This window comes from Phycisphaeraceae bacterium (genome assembly GCA_019636655.1).
In the GTDB taxonomy this organism is placed as follows: Bacteria; Planctomycetota; Phycisphaerae; order Phycisphaerales; family UBA1924; genus JAHBXB01.
Genome location: JAHBXB010000001.1, coordinates 1,067,731 through 1,085,333 on the forward strand (window position 1 = coordinate 1,067,731; position 17,603 = coordinate 1,085,333).

Annotated in this window: 12 protein-coding genes; 5 read left to right on the plus strand and 7 right to left on the minus strand. The window is 68.9% G+C overall.

Annotated features, from left to right (window positions below; genetic code table 11):
* Positions 1 to 48: 48 nt before the first annotated feature.
* A complete protein-coding gene (locus KF745_04530; protein ID MBX3357676.1) occupies positions 49 to 1,059 on the plus strand; it encodes a hypothetical protein in 1,011 nt (336 codons plus the stop codon).
* A 20-nt stretch (positions 1,060 to 1,079) separates the two neighbouring features.
* On the opposite strand, the gene KF745_04535 is transcribed toward KF745_04530, so the two are convergent.
* From KF745_04535 to KF745_04545, 3 genes are all read right to left on the minus strand, one after another.
* The gene (locus KF745_04535; GenBank protein ID MBX3357677.1) at positions 1,080 to 1,772 is read right to left on the minus strand and encodes a hypothetical protein; all 693 of its coding nucleotides are present in this window, start codon (positions 1,770 to 1,772) and stop codon (positions 1,080 to 1,082) included.
* Between the two features lie 116 nt (positions 1,773 to 1,888).
* Positions 1,889 to 3,073 carry a hypothetical protein gene (locus tag KF745_04540; GenBank protein ID MBX3357678.1) on the minus strand — a complete coding sequence of 395 codons (1,185 nt, stop codon included), beginning with the start codon at positions 3,071 to 3,073 and terminating at the stop codon, positions 1,889 to 1,891.
* Positions 3,074 to 3,163: 90 nt separating this feature from the next.
* A complete protein-coding gene (locus KF745_04545) occupies positions 3,164 to 4,927 on the minus strand; it encodes a methylmalonyl-CoA mutase (GenBank protein MBX3357679.1) in 1,764 nt (587 codons plus the stop codon).
* Between the two features lie 139 nt (positions 4,928 to 5,066).
* On the opposite strand from KF745_04545, the gene KF745_04550 reads away from it, so the two are divergent.
* The 4 genes from KF745_04550 to KF745_04565 all read left to right on the plus strand — a co-directional run bounded on the left by KF745_04550 (position 5,067) and on the right by KF745_04565 (position 11,433).
* On the plus strand, positions 5,067 to 6,116 hold the full coding sequence (locus tag KF745_04550) for a hypothetical protein (protein MBX3357680.1): 1,050 nt from the start codon (positions 5,067 to 5,069) through the stop codon (positions 6,114 to 6,116).
* Positions 6,117 to 6,180: 64 nt separating this feature from the next.
* On the plus strand, positions 6,181 to 7,788 hold the full coding sequence (locus KF745_04555) for a sodium/solute symporter (protein MBX3357681.1): 1,608 nt from the start codon (positions 6,181 to 6,183) through the stop codon (positions 7,786 to 7,788).
* Positions 7,789 to 7,866: 78 nt separating this feature from the next.
* A complete protein-coding gene (locus KF745_04560) occupies positions 7,867 to 9,855 on the plus strand; it encodes an OPT/YSL family transporter (GenBank protein MBX3357682.1) in 1,989 nt (662 codons plus the stop codon).
* Between the two features lie 126 nt (positions 9,856 to 9,981).
* Positions 9,982 to 11,433, plus strand: coding sequence for a hypothetical protein (locus KF745_04565; protein MBX3357683.1), 1,452 nt, complete (start codon positions 9,982 to 9,984; stop codon positions 11,431 to 11,433).
* Between the two features lie 57 nt (positions 11,434 to 11,490).
* On the opposite strand, the gene KF745_04570 is transcribed toward KF745_04565, so the two are convergent.
* The 4 genes from KF745_04570 to KF745_04585 form a co-directional block, all read right to left on the minus strand.
* Entirely contained in the window at positions 11,491 to 12,684 is a 1,194-nt protein-coding gene (locus KF745_04570; protein MBX3357684.1) for a cyanophycinase, read from the minus strand.
* A gap of 528 nt (positions 12,685 to 13,212) precedes the next feature.
* A complete protein-coding gene (locus KF745_04575; protein ID MBX3357685.1) occupies positions 13,213 to 14,235 on the minus strand; it encodes an isoaspartyl peptidase/L-asparaginase in 1,023 nt (340 codons plus the stop codon).
* 60 nt (positions 14,236 to 14,295) lie between these two features.
* Positions 14,296 to 15,210: a polyphosphate kinase 2 family protein gene (locus KF745_04580; GenBank protein MBX3357686.1), complete on the minus strand. Its 915-nt coding sequence runs from the start codon at positions 15,208 to 15,210 to the stop codon at positions 14,296 to 14,298.
* Between the two features lie 30 nt (positions 15,211 to 15,240).
* Positions 15,241 to 17,586 (minus strand): tetratricopeptide repeat protein, encoded by a 2,346-nt coding sequence (locus KF745_04585; GenBank protein ID MBX3357687.1) that lies wholly within the window; start codon positions 17,584 to 17,586, stop codon positions 15,241 to 15,243.
* Positions 17,587 to 17,603: the final 17 nt, after the last annotated feature.

Genomic DNA, 17,603 nt, shown 5'->3' on the forward strand with positions numbered 1-17,603 from the left:
GAGTACCATCGGGCCCAGACCGCCCCGATCTCGACACACGGAGAGCTCATGACCCGCATGCATCGACTCGTCCCCCTCCTCGCCGCCTCGATCACCGCGGCGGCCGCCGCTCAGGACTCGCCCCCGGCGCCCACCGCACCCTCGGAGCCGCCCCCGCAGCAGGCCTCCCCGCTCCCGCAGCTCGACGCTGCCCCCGAGGTCACCGAACCTGCACGCTCCGGCCGCGTGCCCACATTCACCGTCGAGTTCGGCGGCGGGTACCAGTTCGAAACCGATATCGACAGCGGCGGTTCGTTCTCGCTCGCACGGGGTGCTGCGCTCGTCTCCACGGTGCTCCCGGTCGCGGAGCGCATGAACCTCCGGATCGCCGCGGGGTACTCCTACTCCTCCTACGACTTCACGGATAATGCCCGCTTCGGCGGTTCGGGCCCGTGGGAGGGGATCAACTCCGTCTCCGTGCTTGCCTCGCTCGGGTACCAGATCGACGAGAAGTGGTCGGTCTTCGGCGGCCCCATCTTCGGCATCGCCGCGGAGTCATCGGCGGACCTCGGGGACGGGCTCAACGGCGGCGGAATGGCGGGCTTTGGCTACAACGTCTCCGAGGATCTCACCCTCCGCCTCGGCGTCAGCGTGATCTCGCAGATCAAGGACAACGTCCAGGTCTTCCCGATCATCGGGCTCGACTGGACGATCGACAGCGAGCGCAGCTGGGGGTTCAACCTCGGCTCGATCGACACCGGCGCCCTCGAGGGCATCGGCGGCGAGCTCGTCTTCAACGCGTCAAAGCAGTTGTCGATCTCCGGGGGCGCCGCGTACAGCACCCGCCGCTTCCGCCTCGACGACGAGGGCTTTGCGCCCGACGGCGTCGGCGAGGACAGCCGCGTCGCCATCTTCGGCCGCCTGGGCTTCAAGGCGAGCGACGCCGCGACGATCAGCCTCTTCGGCGGGGTCGCCGTGGCCGGCAACCTGGAGATCGATGACTCCTACGGCAACCAGCTCTTCAGCGAGGACTACGACGCCGCGCCGTTTGTCGGCGCCAGCGTCGCGATCCGCTTCTAGCGATCCGAGGCGACCGTTCGCTACCGGCGCTTCCGTCGCACCGCCGCCAGCCCGCCAAGCGCCGCGATCAGCGCCGTGCCGGGACCCGGAACGGCACTCCCGTTGGCCCGGATCATCCAGGCTCCCGGGAACGGCAGCGCCGAGTCCGTCCTCGCGATGTACGCGTTCGCGCCGAGGTTGCCGACATTGATGCCGACGCTCGCCGGGTTGTAGATCAGCCATGACCGATCGGACCTCGCGGAGGTGTCCTCCGCGGCGGGCCGGTCGACACCGCGCTCGGTGAACGCCAACGCGGCGACAAAGAACCCGCCGCTCACCTGTGTCGGCGTGATGGGGAACGTGTTGAACACTGAGCCCCCGAGTGTTCCCGGCACCATCGTCGTCGAGACCAGCGGGACCGCGTTCCGCGGGTCAAAGTCGTTGTCGGGGTCGTTGAACAGCCACACCGTCACCTCGCGCCCCGCGGCGAACGTCGGCCCGAACGCCACCGAGATCGACGTGATCCACTCCGCACCCGGCTCGGCCACGAAGTAGTTGCCCCACCCCGTCTGCGGATTCACCGGGAACGACGAGGGCGGACCGACCGCCGAGTCCATCGTTCCGTCGTCGTAGGAGTATTGAATATCGGCCAGCGCCGGAGACGCCGCGAGCGCGGCACAGCCCATCGAGAGCGCGGCAATACCCGGCCAATACGAAGAAAAAGCTGTACGCATGATCTCTCCTCCTCTACATGATCGTCGCGACCGGTTCCTGCCCGGGCACCGTGGCGCCGAGCAAGCCTCACCCTACGTCATACGCCCCAAGGCCGACGCCGGATGCAAACGCCCTCCTAGTTCGAGTGCGGAATGAACGCATCGGGCTCGTCGACAACATGCGGGTTCCGCAGCCGGAACTCCTCCCTGAACTGCGCACGCAGCCCTTCAGACACCCGGCCGCTCCCACCGCGGTCAAAGGCCAGTTCGGTGCCGTCGCATGCCGCAAGACGGGCCAGCCACTGAGCAAGCGTATCGGCAAGCCAGACCCGACCATCGACACCCGGCAGAAACGTGACGATGCCCCCGGCTGGTACATCCGTCGGATCCATGCAGTACATGATGGACCCGCCCGCACTGGAATCGGCAAACTCGAAGAGCCTCACTTCGGCTGGCGTGATCGCCTCGCTCGGCCCGTCCGGCCCCGGCCCCTCGGTTCCAACACCGAGCCACGGTCCGGACATCCTTGCAATGCGCAGCGCCGACGGATCGCGAACCCGGATCGAGTCTGCGGGCTGCGCAGCAATCCAGGCGCCGACCTCTCCCTGCTCGGCAGCCGCCATGCACTGGCTCGGGTTGACGAATCGCGACCAGAGGTTCGGATCGACCCAGCTTAGAAACGCGTACAGATCAGCCGGATATCGCACACCGAAGCACGCCGGCGAGCGCTCCAGGTCCAGGCTGTACGCCGAGAACCTCGCGTCAGAATACCCGTGTGCGCGCGCGACAGCCTCGATCTGCTCCAGCACGCGCCGAAGCGAGGCCCCGGTCCACGGGGTCCGCCGCACGCTCTCCGTCGGCGCGGGCGGGATGACCGCGCCAACGGGATCGGCATGCCGCGCCGACGACCTCGGAAAGCGCTGCTTGAGTCCGTATGCCCGTTCCCAGAGCGCCACGACACCCTCCCGCGTGTAGCTGGTCCCGCACTCCGGGCACTCTCCCGCATCCGGCAGCGCCGAGAGCGTGTAATGACATCGCGGGCATACGAACCCGCCGTGCGGCTTCAGAAGCGCTCGGGCGATTCTGATCCTTGTTGAGCGAAAGACGAATACAAGAGCCACGATGATTGTCGCCTCGCCTGCGACGAAAGAGTCAAGCCCCATGCCCGATGTGAGGCTGAGCCAGACATAGACCCCCGCGCAGGGCACCGCGATGGGCCAGAACACAGCCAGGAACCGCCGCTCGGATCGGATTCGCTTTGGCCGGTCCGGAAGTGGCAGCGGAGCCGGCTCCCTCGCGTGGTCGGACGGTTCGGACACCATTCCCCGAGTCTACTCTGGCGGACATAGGCCCCGCCCCCAGCCCGAATCACGGCCTCGGTAGAACAACAACATGATCCCGCACCGGAGTCCCTACCACTCCGGCCCCCCGGTATACCTCCCGTACACATCCGCCATCGCCTGCACCATCTCCCCCAGCGTGCAGTTGCTCAGCGCACCGTGGATCAGGTGCGGCATCACGTTCTCGCCGCCCCTCGCGGCCTCGCGGATGGCCCCCAGCGCCCGCTCCGCCTCCCCCGCGTCCCGCCGCTTCTTGAACTCCGCGAGACGCTCGCACTGCACCGTCTCCACCTCGTGCGGAATCTGCAGGATCTCCACCTGGTGCTCCTCCTCCGCCCCGGCGCGGAACGCGTTCACGCCGACGATCAGCCGGTCCCCCGCCTCGCACTCCTCCGAGAAGCGGTACGACGCCTCCGCGATCTGCCGCCTGAAGTAGCCGCGGTTGATCCCCGCCACCACGCCCCGCCCATACCCCTTGCGCGGCGCGTACGCCGGGTGCGACGCCAAGTCGCCCGTCCACGCCCCGCCCGACGGCGCCCTCTCGCCCGCGCCGTACGACCCCATCCGGTCGATCTCGTCGATCAGGTCCAGCGCCTCGCGCTCCATCGTGTCCGTCAGGTTCTCCACGAACCACGATCCGCCGAGGGGGTCAGCCGTCCGTGTCACGCCCGTCTCGTACGCCAGGATCTGCTGCGTCCGCAGCGCCACCGTCACTGCCTGCTCCGTAGGCAGGCCCAGCGTCTCGTCCATCGAATCCGTGTGCAGCGACTGGCACCCGCCCAGCGCCGCGGCCATCGCCTGGTAGGCCACCCGCACCACGTTGTTCAGCGGCTGCTGCTCCGTCAGCGAGCACCCCGCCGTCTGCACGTGTGTCTTCATGAACCACGACCGCTCGTTCTTCGCCCCGTACCGCCCCTTCATCATCCGCGCCCAGATCCGGCGCGCCGCCCGCAGCTTGCAGATCTCCTCGAAGAACTCGTTGTGCGAGTTGAAGAAGAAACTCAGCCGCGGCGCGAACGAATCGATGTCCAGCCCCCCGTGCTCCGCGTGCCGCTCCATGCACGCCTCGACATACTCCATCCCGTCCCGCAGCGTGAACGCCAGTTCCTGCGCCGCCGTCGATCCCGCCTCGCGGATGTGGTACCCCGAGATCGACACCGAGTTCCACTTCGGCACATGCCGCGACTGGAACTCGATCGTGTCCACCACCAGTTTCACCGACGGATCCGGCGGGTAGATGAACTCGTTCTGCGAGTGGAACTCCTTCAGGATGTCGTTCTGCAGCGTCCCGCCGAGCGTGTCCCACGAGATCCCCCGCTGCTTGGCCATCGCCAGGTACATCGCCCAGATCACCGCGGCCGGGCCGTTGATCGTCTGCGACACTGTCACCTTGTCCACGGGAATGTCCGCGTACAGCCGGTGCATGTCCTCGATCGTCGAGATCGCCACACCGCACCGCCCCACCTCCCCCACCGACAGCGCATCATCCGAGTCCCGACCCATCAGCGTCGGCAGGTCGAACGCCGTCGACAGCCCCGTGTTCGACCCCTTCCCCCGCTCCAGCAGCATCTTGAACCGCTTGTTCGTGTCGTCCGCCGACCCGAACCCCGCGAACTGCCGCATCGTCCACAACCGCGTGCGGTACCCCTGCGGGAACAGCCCCCGCGTGTAGGGGAACTTCCCGGGCGACGCGATGTCGCGTTCCTGGTGCTTGAGCCCCTCGGCCGGTGCTTCCGGCCCGTACACCGGGTCCAGAACAAGGCCCGAGATGGTGACCGCCGCGGGGTCGATCTTTTCCTGAGCAGGGATGCCGGCGGGGCGTGCGTGGGTCGTCATGGAAATGGCCTCGAAGTGTGGTTCCCCAAAGTATACGGGTGCGCCAACGGCTCCAGCCCCTCCACGGCCAGCGCCAGACCACCCACGAAATCGAGCGTATGACGGGACCAAAACCCGCAAACTCGGTACACTCGAAACCATGACGACCTCCCACTCACCAGCTCGCCCGAAGCCCTTCCGGGTCCTGCAGGTCGGCATGGGCCCGTTGGGGAAGATGATCGTCGCCGACCTCCAGGACCGCCGCGTCGGCCGGGTCGTCGCGGCCGTCGACGCTTCGCCGGAAATTGCCGGGAAACACCTCGCCGAGGTGGTCCCCGGAAGCGACGCCGACGTCGTCATCCGCAAGAGCGTCGGCGAAGTGAAAGAAGTCCACTCCGGCGTCCGGTCCGGCATCGACTGCGCCATCGTTACCACCGCCTCCGACCTCCCCTCCTGCAAACCGCTCTTCCTCGAGCTCCTCGCCCGCGGCATCTCCGTCGTCAGCACCTGCGAAGAACTCCTCTTCCCCTGGCTCCGGCACGATGCGATGGCGCGGGAGATCGACACCGTTGCCCACGACAACGGCGCCCGCATCCTCGGCACCGGTGTTAACCCCGGGTTTCTCATGGACACCCTGCCGGTCTTCGCCTCCGCCGTCTGCCGCAGCGTGTCCAACGTGACCGTCTACCGCGTTCAGGATGCGACCAGCCGGCGCGTCCCTTTCCAGCAGAAGATCGGCGCCGGCCTCACCGACGACGAGTTCGTCCGCCGCGTGCGCGCCGGCACGCTCCGTCACGTCGGCCTGGGTGAGTCCCTGCACTTCATCGCCCGCTACTTCGATTTCCGCCTCGAACGGTGGGACGAGAAGATCGGCCCCGTCCACGCCGACCGCGACCTGACCTGCGCCCTGGGCGAGGTCCCCAAGGGCCGCGTCAGCGGCGTCAAGCAGGTCGCCCACGGCTGGGACATCGAGGACAACTGTGTCATCAGCCTCCACTTCCAGGCCGCCATCGGCCAGCAGGACCCACACGACCGCGTCGTGATCGAGGGCGAACCCCGCCTCGACCTGCGCGTCAACGGCGGAGTCCACGGCGACATCGCCACGAGCGCCATCGTCGTGAACTGCATCGCCCCGCTCCTCGAAGCCCGCCCGGGCCTCCAGACCATGGCCACCATCCCGCTGGTCAAGTGGACCGCGGAGCGCATGTGACCCGTCGCACCCGTCCTTCCGGAATCTCCGCGGCGACACGCGCGCAAGCCGATAGTCTGCGCCGATGGTGAGCCTCGCCAGCGCCACATTCCACGCCGCCGACTGGGCCGTGCTCGGCGCCTACTTCGCCCTGCTCGTCGTCACCGGCATCGCCTTCTCCCAGCGCGAGCCCGAGGGCTCCGACGAGTACTTCCTCGCCGGCCGCCAGATGCCCGCCTGGGCCGTTGCCATCTCCGTCCTGGCCACCAGCCTCTCCGCCGCCACCTTCATCGGCGGCCCCCAGCAGTCCTACGACGGCAACCTCACCTACCTCTCCGCCACCATCGGCTCGGTCCTCGCGGTGGTCTTTGTCGCCCTGTTCTTCATTCCCGTCTACTACCGCGAAAACGTCGCCACCGTTTACGAGCTCCTCGAGCGACGCCTCGGCCCCGGCACCAGGCTCGCGACCAGCGGCATGTTCATGGTCGGCCGCGTCTTCGCCAGCGGCGCCCGCCTCTACATCGTCGCCCTCCCCGCCTCGCTGATCGTCTTCGGCGACACTGCCGCCCCCAACCTCGTCCTCGCGATCGCCGTGATGACCGTCGCCGCCGTCGGGTACACCCTCGTCGGCGGAATCCGCAGCATCATCTGGACCGACGTCATCCAGACCTGCGTCTTCGTCGGCGCCGCTCTCGCCGCGGCCGCCGTGCTCCTGCACCGGATCCCCCTGGACCCCGCCGCGATCACCCGCGAACTCGCCTCCTCCACGGCCCCCGACGGCTCCGGCAAACTCGCCCTCCTCCGCGTCGGCCTGGGCGACTGGTCCGCCAAATACACCCTGCTCACCGCCGTCTTCGGATTCACCCTCCTCAACCTCGGCGCCTACGGCACCGACCACGACCTCGCCCAGCGCATGCTCACCTGCCGCTCCGCCGCCCGCGGGTCGTGGTCTGCGATCGGCGGCGTCCTCATCGGCATCCCCGTCACCATCCTCTTCATGCTCGTCGGCCTGCTCCTCTACATCTTCTACAGGCGTCCCGACCTCATGGGCTCCGCCGCGCCCAGCGCCCACCCCGCCAGCAGCACCGAGATCTTCCTCACCTTCATCCTGAATGAAATGCCCCGCGGCATGGCCGGCGTCATGATGGCCGGCCTCTTCGCCGCCGGCCTGGGCAGCATGAACTCCGCCCTCAACGCCATGTCCGCCACGCTCCTTAATGACTTCTACCGCCCGCGCCGCCCCGGCAAGAGCCCGCGCCACTATCTTCTCGTCGGCCGCCTCGGCGTCGCGGCGTGGGGCCTGGCGCTCGGCCTCTTCGCCTGTGCCTGCGTCTGGTGGTACGGCCGCATGGCCGCCGAGGGCCAGACCCTCATCGACTTCGCCCTCATGGTCATGGCCTTCGCCTACTCTGGCCTCGTCGGCGTTTTCCTCACCGCCATCTTCACCCGGCGCGGCAACTCCACCAGCGCCATCGCCGCCCTCGCCACGGGCTTCCTCGTCGTGCTCGCGCTCCAGCCCGCCGTCCGCGACCACCTCGCCGACTGGCCCGGCGACTCTCCGATCGCTCGCACCGCCCACGCCCTCGCGGCCCTCAAACTCGCCTTTCCCTGGCACCTCGTGATCGGCACCGCCGCCGCCACCGCCGTCTGCAGCCTCGGCCGCCGAATCGCGTATATTCCCCCTTCACCCTGAGCACCGGCCGCGCCGCCCACGTCTAGGTCTCCCGCGGCGCCGCCCACCATTCACCCAACCCGCGACGACTGGAGCAGCATGGCGCTCAAGCACCTCACCGAAGAGCAGATCCGAACCTGGACCCTCGACCAGAAGGACCGCTGGTGGCTCGAGAACGTCTTCCGCGGCAACATGCCGCAGCTCACCATCCGCGCCGCCATCACCGGCTTCCTCCTGGGCGGAATCCTCAGCGCCACCAACCTCTACGTCGGCGCCAAGACCGGCTGGACCCTCGGCGTCGGCCTGACCAGCGTCATCCTCGCCTTCTCCGCCTTCAAGGTCATGTCGTCGATCGGCCTCGGACGCGACTTCACCATCCTCGAGAACAACTGCATGCAGTCGATCGCCACCGCGGCCGGCTACATGACCGGCCCGCTCATTTCCGGCATCGCCGCCTGGATGTGGGTCGAGAACAGGATCATGCCGTGGTGGCAGCTCATGGCCTTCACGGTCGTCCTCTCGATCCTCGGCGTGCTCGTCGCGTTCCCCATGAAACGCCGGTTCATCAACGACGAGCAGCAGCCCTTCCCCGAGGGCCGCGCCTGCGGCGTCGTCCTCGACACCCTCTACAACTCCGACGCCTCCGTCGGCCTCTTCAAAGCCAAGGCCCTCGCCGTCGCCGCCTTCGGCGCCGCCTTCCTCAAGCTCATCTCCGGCGAGAACCTCATGCAGTTCCTGCAGGAGCGGATCCTCGGTGTCGCCAAGGACAAAGTCTGGCACCTCAACGAGCACCTCGATGCCTGGTACTACTGGCTCGCCGACAAGAAACTCGTTCCGATCCCAACACTCTCCGGTGTCCCCATCAGGAACCTCGGCCTCTCCCCCACCATGGAACTCGCCATGGTCGGCGCCGGCGGCCTCATGGGCATCCGCGCCGCCTCCAGCATGCTCATCGGCTCGATGTTCAACTTCCTGATCATCGTCCCGCTCATGATCGCCTTCGGCGAGATCAAGCCCAAGGCCGGCGAGACAACCGAGCAGATCACCCGCATCTGGGCCCTCAACTCCTGGGCCCTCTGGTGGGGCATCGCCATCATGGTCACCGCCGCCCTCACCGGCCTCTTCGCCAAGCCCAAGATCATCATCACCGCCTTCACCGGCTTGTTTAAGCGCGGCCGTCAGAGCGAGTCCCAGTCGCTCAAGAAGATCGAACTCCCCCTCTGGGTCTCCTTCGTCGGCATCCCCATCGTGGGCGCCGTCGGCGTCTGGATGTCCCACGAGTGGTTCGGCGTCCACATCCTCTTCGGCGCACTCGCCATCCCGCTGATCATCGTCCTCTCCCTCATCGCCGCCAACTCCACGGCCCTCACCGGCATCACCCCCACCGGCGCGATGAGCAAGATCCCCCAGTTCATCTTCGGCGCCGCCGACCCCAAGAACCCCGCCACCAACCTCATGACCGGCGTCATGTGCATCGAGGTCGCCAGTAACGCCAGCAACCTCCTCATGGACATCAAGCCCGGCTACATGCTCGGCGCCAAGCCCCGCCAGCAGGCCATCGGTCACGTCATCGGCATCATCGCCGGCGCCCTCGCCAGCACCCCGCTGTTCTTCGCCCTCTTCCTCTCCGACTGGAAGGGCGAGCCCGGCCAGTCCATCGAGGCCGTCATGGTCACCGAGCAGTTCGGCTTCCCCTCCGCCATGCAGTGGAAGGGCGTCTCCGACCTCGTCACCAGCGTCTTCGGCTCCGGCGGCACCGCCATCCCCAACTCCGCCGTCTGGTCCATGGTCATCGCCGCCACCGTCGGCCTCTTCATGGAGATCATCCGCATCCGCAGCCGCGGCAAGTTCCCCCTCTCCCCGCTCGCCATCGGCCTCGGCGTCGTCGTCCCCCCGGACTCCACCATGGCCATGTTCTTCGGCGCCCTCATGTTCTGGGCGCTGCACCGCTTCTACGACCGCCGCGAGGGCTCCTTCGGCAACCGCCTCTGGGTCCAGACGCAGGAGCCCATCTGCGCCGGCCTCATCGCGGGCTTTGCCCTCATGGGCATCGCCGACATCCTCGTCAAGGTCTTCCTCCTCAAGTAACACGCCGCACAACCCTCGCTTCCTGCGCCCACAGGCGCACATCGTGCGCCCCGGCCCCCCGTGCCCGATCGCCCATCGCCCGCATTCCGCGCAAACCCCCGGCGCGTTCCTTGCTGTTCCACGCCCATGGAACGGCCTCACCCACTCCGCCTGCTCCTGATCGCGGTCGCCCTCGCCACGCCCGCCAGCACACTCGCCCAGCCCTGCCAGAGCGGGACCTGGGTCCCCACCTTCCCGAACCCCGGCCCCGCCCCCCGCGCCAAGCACGCCCTGACCTTCGACTCCTGGCGCGGCAACACCATCCTCTTCGGCGGCACCGACAGCACCTACCTCGGCGACACCTGGGCCTGGAATGGCTCCACCTGGACACTCCTCCACCCCGGCGCCCCCGTCGCCGGCGCCCCCTCGCCCCGCATGTGGGCCGCCATGACCTTCGACTCCGCCCGCGGCCGCGCGGTCCTCTTCGGCGGCTCGTCCCAGGCCTCGACCTACCTCGCCGACCTCTGGGAGTTCGATGGCGCCACGTGGTCCCCGCAACTCCCCACCGGTCCCGCTCCGTCCGCCCGCTACGGACACGCCATCGCCTACGACTCCGCCCGCGCACGCACCGTGCTCTTCGGCGGCTTCGACGGCGCCCGCCGCGGCGACACCTGGGAGTGGAACGGATCCTCCTGGTCCGAGCGTGCCCCCGACGGCGCCGGCCCCTCCGCCCGCTACATGCACGCCATGGCCTTCGACCCCGCACGAGCCCGAACCGTCCTCTTCGGCGGCTTCGACGGCGCGCTCAAGGGCGACACCTGGGAGTGGAACGGATCGTTCTGGTCGCTCAAACTCGCCTCCGGCGGCCCCACCGCACGCTCCGGCCCCGCCATGTGGAACGACGCCGCGCGAACCCGCATCGCCCTCATGGGCGGGCACGACGGCGCCTACCGCTCCGACACCTGGGAGTGGAACGGCGCCGCCTGGTCCCTCCGCGCACCGACCGCCCAGCCCACCTCGCGGACACTCTCCGCCGGCGCCTTCGATTCCTGGCGTTCCCGCTCCTGCCTCTTCGGCGGCCTCGCCGCCGGCGCGATCTACGCCGGCGACACCTGGCAGACCGCCGAGACCACCCCCACCATCGCCGACCACCCCGACAACCTCTCCGTCCCCATGGGCCAGTCCGCGGCGTTCGCCGTCGTCGCCGCAGGCAGCGGCCCCATGTCCTACCAGTGGCGCCGCAACGGCCAGCCCCTCACCGACTCGCTCCGCATCGCCGGCGCCGGGAGCCCCACGCTGGTCATCTCCCCGGCCCGCCTCGACGACACCCTCGCCATGTTCGACGTCATCGTCTCCAACGCCTGCGGCTCGACGCTCAGCGCCGCGGCCCGCCTCACCGTCACCTGCCGTGCCGATGTCGACGGCAATCGCGTCGTCGAACCCGCCGATCTCTCGGCCTTCATCGCGACGTGGTCCGTCAGCGTCGCCTCCGGCACCCTCGCCGGCGATTTCGACCGAAACGGCGTCGTCGAACCCCCGGACGTCGGCAGCTTCATCTGGGCCTGGATCGCCGCTGTCAACGGGAGTTGCCCCCCGTAGCGCCTGCGGTGCGGACATTCCGCGAGAGCGCCCCATCGCCCGTTGCGCGGCTCAGTTTCACTTCGGCACGATATCCATCCGTGCATCCACCACCGTCACCTCGCTCGGCCGCGCCGGGTCGGCCCAGAACGTCGTCCGCTCGTCCGCCGTCAGCACGATCTGGTAGTTTGCATCCGACGCCTTCAACGGTGCCCCGCCGAAGCCCGGCAACTCCCGCAGCAGCCTCGTAATCATGTTCTTACGCCACGCCTCCGGCATGGTTGACGGGATCTCCACCGGCCCGCCCATCCGCTTGGCCATCTCCTTCCGCGCGCTGCTCACACTCACCTTCCCGCTCGCCCCATCCACCACATCCCCGGTCGAGAGCAGCGAAAGCCTGATCCCCCGGCGTGCCCCGTCGCTCCGCTTCGCGCCGGACATGTCGACCAGCAGCATCCCCGCATCCCCCAGCACCGTGATCGACCCCGTCCCCAGCGCGACGTCGATCGCGGAGTTCTCCGCCACCCCGTAGCCGCGCTGAATGTCCGTCTCCTCCAGCGCCACCACCAGCCGGCCGAGCCGCCCGCGCTGCAGGAAGTGCTGGTCGGTCAGCCCGTACGGGAAATACCCCATCCCCTTCGCGATCCCCACCGGCCGCGGCCCGTCCTCATCCTCCCCCGTGTCCGGCTCGGCCCCGGCTGCCGCCCCCTTCGCCCCGTTCCTCGCCCCCTTCACCAGCGACGCCTCCGAGGTTCCGCCGGTGATCATCGGGTCCGACATCATCGCTGCGCCTGCCGAAGAGCCGCCGATGACGCCCCCCGCTGCGAGCACCTCCATCGACGCCCGGTACGCGGGCGAGTCGCCCGTCCCCTGACGGAACACCGCGAGAATCCGCGATTGATCTCCCCCGACAAACCACAGCGCCGTGCACGCCCGCACCCGCGCCGCCACGTCGGCATCCATCGCGTTCGCCGCGTCATCCTTGGTCAGCGGCAGAATCTCAACCTTCCGTGACCCCGCGTACCGCGTCAGCGTCTCCGCCGTGGACCGCCCGGGGTTCGCCACCCCCGTCGCCGTCGGCACCACGCCGATCACCCCCGCTTCGCCGGAGAGTTCCGCAAACCGCCCCCACACCAGCGCGTTGTCATCCGCCAGCGCCCCGCCCGCGATCATCAGGTGCCCGCTCGGCGCAGCCGGCCGCGAGCACGCCCCGAGTACCAGCAACACCGCCATCGAAGCCGCCGCCCACGCACAAGGCCGCCACGTCGTCATCGGGAGACTCCTTTGGTCAGGCCGCAGAATACCCGATTCCCGGGCTCGCCCTACTCACAAAGTGAGCCGCGCGATCACTCCTGTGCGCCAAATCGCGACACTACCCCCGTTCGATCTTGCATCGCTCCTCCGCCGCACTATCTTCCCCTTCGAGCGTGGCATCGAGCTCCGTCGGCACGTCTGCACACGCGATAAAGGGGGGACCCATGCACACATCACAGCAGACGCTCGCCGCACCACCCGTGCAGTCAATCCGAGAACGCCTCCGCGTCGCCCGTCACATCGCCCTCAGTGCGCTCGCCACCATCGCCGCCAACGGCCAGAACCCTCGCGAGGCCCGCCTCGCCGCCGAATCCATCCTCGCCCTCGACCCCGCCGAGTTCGAAGACGACGACCTGCCGTCACCACCCCCACCCACTCTCCACGCCCCGGCGTCCAAACCCGCCCAGCCCGCTTCGGGCTCCGCGCCCGCCCCACCCCAACCGGCGATCCCCCGCATGCTCCCGCAGGGTCCCGCCGCGCCCAACATCAGTCCCCCCAGATCGCCACCTCAAACCGACCGCTCGAGTCCGCCGCCCCGCGGAACATCCCCACCGTGCTGAACACCATGGCGATCTCCCCGGTCCGCGACACCGCGATCACACCGCCATCGTCCGGCCGAAGCGTCTTGAACACCACCTGCATCGCCGCATCGTTCACGCTCAGCCCCTTGTACTCCATGAGCGCGGCGATGTCGCGCGCGACACCGTGACGGATGAACTCCTCGCCCACCCCCGTGCACGACACCGCGCACGTCCGGTTATCCGCGTACGTCCCTGCACCGATGATCGGCGAGTCCCCGATCCGCCCGAACCGCTTGCCCGTCAGCCCCCCAGTCGACGTCGCCGCCGCGAGGTTGCCGTGCATGTCCAGCGCCGCGCACCCCACGGTGCTCCGCGGCTTGGGCTCCGCCTCCTTCTTCCGCTCCTCCAGCACCTCCTGCAGCACCTCGTACTGCCGCTCGGTGTCGAAGTACGAGTTGCCGACTCGCTCCACCTGCTCCACCGTGAACGTGTCCGCGAACGCCTCGGCCCCGTCCCCCGCCAGCAGCACGTGCCGGGTGTTGGTCATCACCAGCCGCGCCAGCGTGATCGGGTTCTTCACCGTCTTCACCCCCGCCACCGCCCCGCACGCGAGCGTCGAACCGTCCATGATCGACGCATCCAACTCGTGCGTTCCGATCTCCGTGTACACCGCGCCCTTCCCCGCGTTGAACTTCGGGTCGTTCTCCAGGTACCGCACCACCTTCTCGCACGCGTCCAGCGCCGTGCCCCCCTTCGCCAGCTCGTCGCGCCCGATCGTCAGCGCCGCGGCCAGCGCCTCCTCGTACGCCTGCCGCCGCTCCGCCGGCGCGCTCCGCGGGAACGTCCCCGCCCCGCCATGGATCACGATCGCGTACGCCGGCTCCGCCCCCCCGCCGCCCGGCGCCGCCGGGCCCGCCCCCCGCGGCGTGCTGCACGCCCCAGCCACACACGACGCAACGCACGCAACGACGGCAATCAACTTCTGCATGGCCACACTCCCGTGCTCGGTGGCCGCAGTATACAGGCGGAGTGTTCCCCCCCGCACCCGCTACGTGGAGCGCTTCTCCGCCAGCAACTCCCTCTTGGCACTGGCCAGTTCCTGGAGTTGGGCCTTCTCGACGACCGGGTAGTGCAGGTCAAGCGACGCGAGCGCCTCGATCACGATCGCCGCGACAACCAGGCGGGTGAACCACTTGTTATCCGCCGGGACGACATACCACGGCGCCTCCTTCGACGCCGTATTCCTGATCATGTCCTCGTACGCGTGCGCGTACTGCTTCCAGAACCGCCGCTCCCGGACGTCCGCGGCGGAGAACTTCCAGTTCTTCTCCGGCTCGTCGATCCGCTCGAGGAACCGCCGCTTCTGCTCGTCGCGGGAGACGTGCAGGAAGATCTTCCTCACCGCCGTTCCGTTGCCGGTCAGGTACCGCTCGAACCCCCGGATGTCGCGGAACCGTTCGTCCCAGATCCGGCCGGTCACGAGCCGCTTCGGGATCTTCTGGCGGGCGAGGAGTTCCTCGTGCACGCGCACCACCAGCACCTCCTCGTAGTACGACCGGTTGAAGATGCCGATGCGGCCGCGCTCCGGCAGCCGCCGCTGGCAGCGCCACAGGTAGTCGTGGTCCAGTTCTTCCTCCGATGGCGCCTTGAACGCCGACACCTGGCACCCCTGCGGATTGACCCCCGACATGACGTGCTTGATCGCCCCGTCCTTGCCCGCGGCGTCCATCGCCTGGAACACCACCAGCAGGCTCCATCGATCCTGGGCGTACAGCATCGTCTGCTGCTCCGCCAGCACGTCGACGCCGCGCTGGAGCACCTCGCGCGCCCGCGGCTTGTCCTCGGACTTGAGCCACGCGGTGTCGCCAGGGTCGCAGTGCTTGAGCCGGAAGCCTCGCCCGTTGTGGACCCGGTACCGCTTGCTGAGGCGGCGGGCCTCCTTGATCAGCTGCTTGGTATCCATGAGGCCTCCTCTGGAGCGACGATGGGTCGATCACGGCGTCGGTCGGAGCGAGCGGATCACCTGCGTGGCCTGCGGATCGTTCGGCGAGATCTTCAGCGCACGCTCGGCCCAGGCCAGCGCCTCGTCGCGCCGGCCGACGCGGCTGAGCAGCATCGCTCCCGTGCTCGCCGCCGCGACCTCCCCCGGATCGAGTTCGAGCGCCCGCGAGAGTTCGCGGATCGCTTCCTCGGTCTTGATCTGCATGGCGAGCGACTGGCCCAGGAGACGGTGGTAGCCGGCGGTCGCCGGGCTCAGTTCGACGGCCTGGCGGATCCACCGCTCCGCTTCGCCGAATCGCGACTGCATCAATGCCACCGTGCCGGCCGCGGCGATCGCCTCGGCATCGCGGGGGTCCGCCTTCGCGAGCCGCTCGGCGAACGGCCTCGCCGCGACCGCATCGCCGAGCTTGAGCAGGGCAAGCATGGAGGCGCGGGCACGCGTCGGATCAAGCGGAGCCCGGGCCTCCCACTGCTGGGCGTACGTCGCGGACGCGGCGCGGTCCCCGGCGAGGCTCGCGGTGTACACGAGGTATTCGAGGTCCTCGGGAGCGAACGCCGGCGGGTACGCCGCGATCGCATCCTCGAACAGCGAGCGGGCCGCCTGGTACCACCCCAGGGCGAAGCAGGTCTTTCCCAGGCGGTAGTACGGCACGGGGCTCGTCACCCGGTCGGCCCATCCGGCCGACTCGTACACCGTCGGACGCGGCATCCGCGACCGGGCTTCTTCCAGCCACCGGGCCTGATCGCGCGCGAGGTCGATCGCCTGCGTCTGCGGAGATTCGTCATCGCGCAGCAGCACCGCCGCGACCTCGTCCAGGTAGACGAGGCGCCAGCCGGGCAAGTGCGCAATGTGCGTGATCAGCGGGAACGCATCCGTGTCGATCACGGCGGAGCGGAAGCCGTACTTCCTGGCGTACTCGTCGAACTTCATCGGCGGTTCGGTGATCTCGCGGTACTCGCCCAGAATGGCCTGCTCGAAGACCTCGCCGCGGGGATCGATGAACACCGGGATGCCCTGCGCGAGGGCGTAGGAGCCGATGCCGAGGGAGTTGAACATCGGGCCGGTCGCGCCCGTGGACTTCAGGAACTCGATTGCCCGGACCGGGTAGCGGTGCCTGGCCAGCCCGATGCCGAACTGGTTGGTGTCGCGCTGCTGGACCGCGAACCGATCCGTCGCCACGAGGCGGACCTGCACGACGCAGAAGATCGCCAGTCCGATCGATCCCGCCGCGAGCGCCCACGGCGCCCCTCGGGCCACCGGGCGCCACTCCCAGATCGGCGAGACGCACAGGCCGCGGATCGCCATGGCCGTCGCCGCGATCGCGAACAGCGGGATGTTCCGGATGGCGGCCGCGGAAAGGGCGAACATCGCGCCGGTGACAATGAGCCAGAACGCCCGCTGCCGCCGCGGCGCGAGGAGCACGGACGCCGTGGCGACGCCGATCATCGCCTTGTACCACCACAGCGCCGTGTAGCGATCACCGAACGCAAACGGAGAGGTCAGCTCGAGGATGTACCCCTTCTGCGCCGTTTCGCCGCTCAGCGCCAGGAACTGGGTGAGCGGCAGAAGGAGCGCCCGGGGCCCGTAGGGATTGATGAGCATCGCGAGGCCGACGATCGCCGTGATGATCCCCGCCTGGCGCACCCGGCTCGCGCGATCGGGATCAGGCACGGCCCAGCCCGCACGGGCGAGCGCCCACTCGATGGTCTCGCCCACCAGCCAGGCGCCGGTCACCGCGGGCCCGAGGGGAAAGAAGCCGTGCGTGTTGGCCCACATCGCCTCCACCAGCGGGAGAACCCAGACCCACCGGGTCGGCGCCTGCATGCGCCGGGCAATGACCCAGAGGAACACGGCCAAGAAGAAGACGCTCACCGTCTCCGGCCGGACCACCATCCGCTGGCTCGATGCCATCGCGGCGACCGCCACCACACCGCCGGCGATTACCGTCCCGTGGAGCGCCCAGCCCTGGCGGCGGGCGCCGACAAGCCCCGCGGCGGCGGCAAGGCCGAAGGTTGCGAGCACGATGAGCGTTCGTGCGATCGATGCGGCCTCGTGGCCCAGGGCGCGTGTGAGGGAGAAGAGAGCGACGCAGTACCCCCAGCGGGTCTCGAGCCACGGGTGCTGCGGGTTGGTGTACGAGAAGACATCGTGCGACGGGACACCGTGAGAAAGGACGTACTCGCCGACACCCCGCTGCCACCAGTAGTCGACGGGCCAGATGCGCTGAAACGAGAGCACGCCGACGAGAAGGGCCGCGGCCGCCAACGACACCGCGCCGGCCGCGGTGAGCAGCCGACGCGGGCGATTGGAGGCTTCAGATGCGGGCGCCTCGGGCATCCGCAGAGTCTACCGCG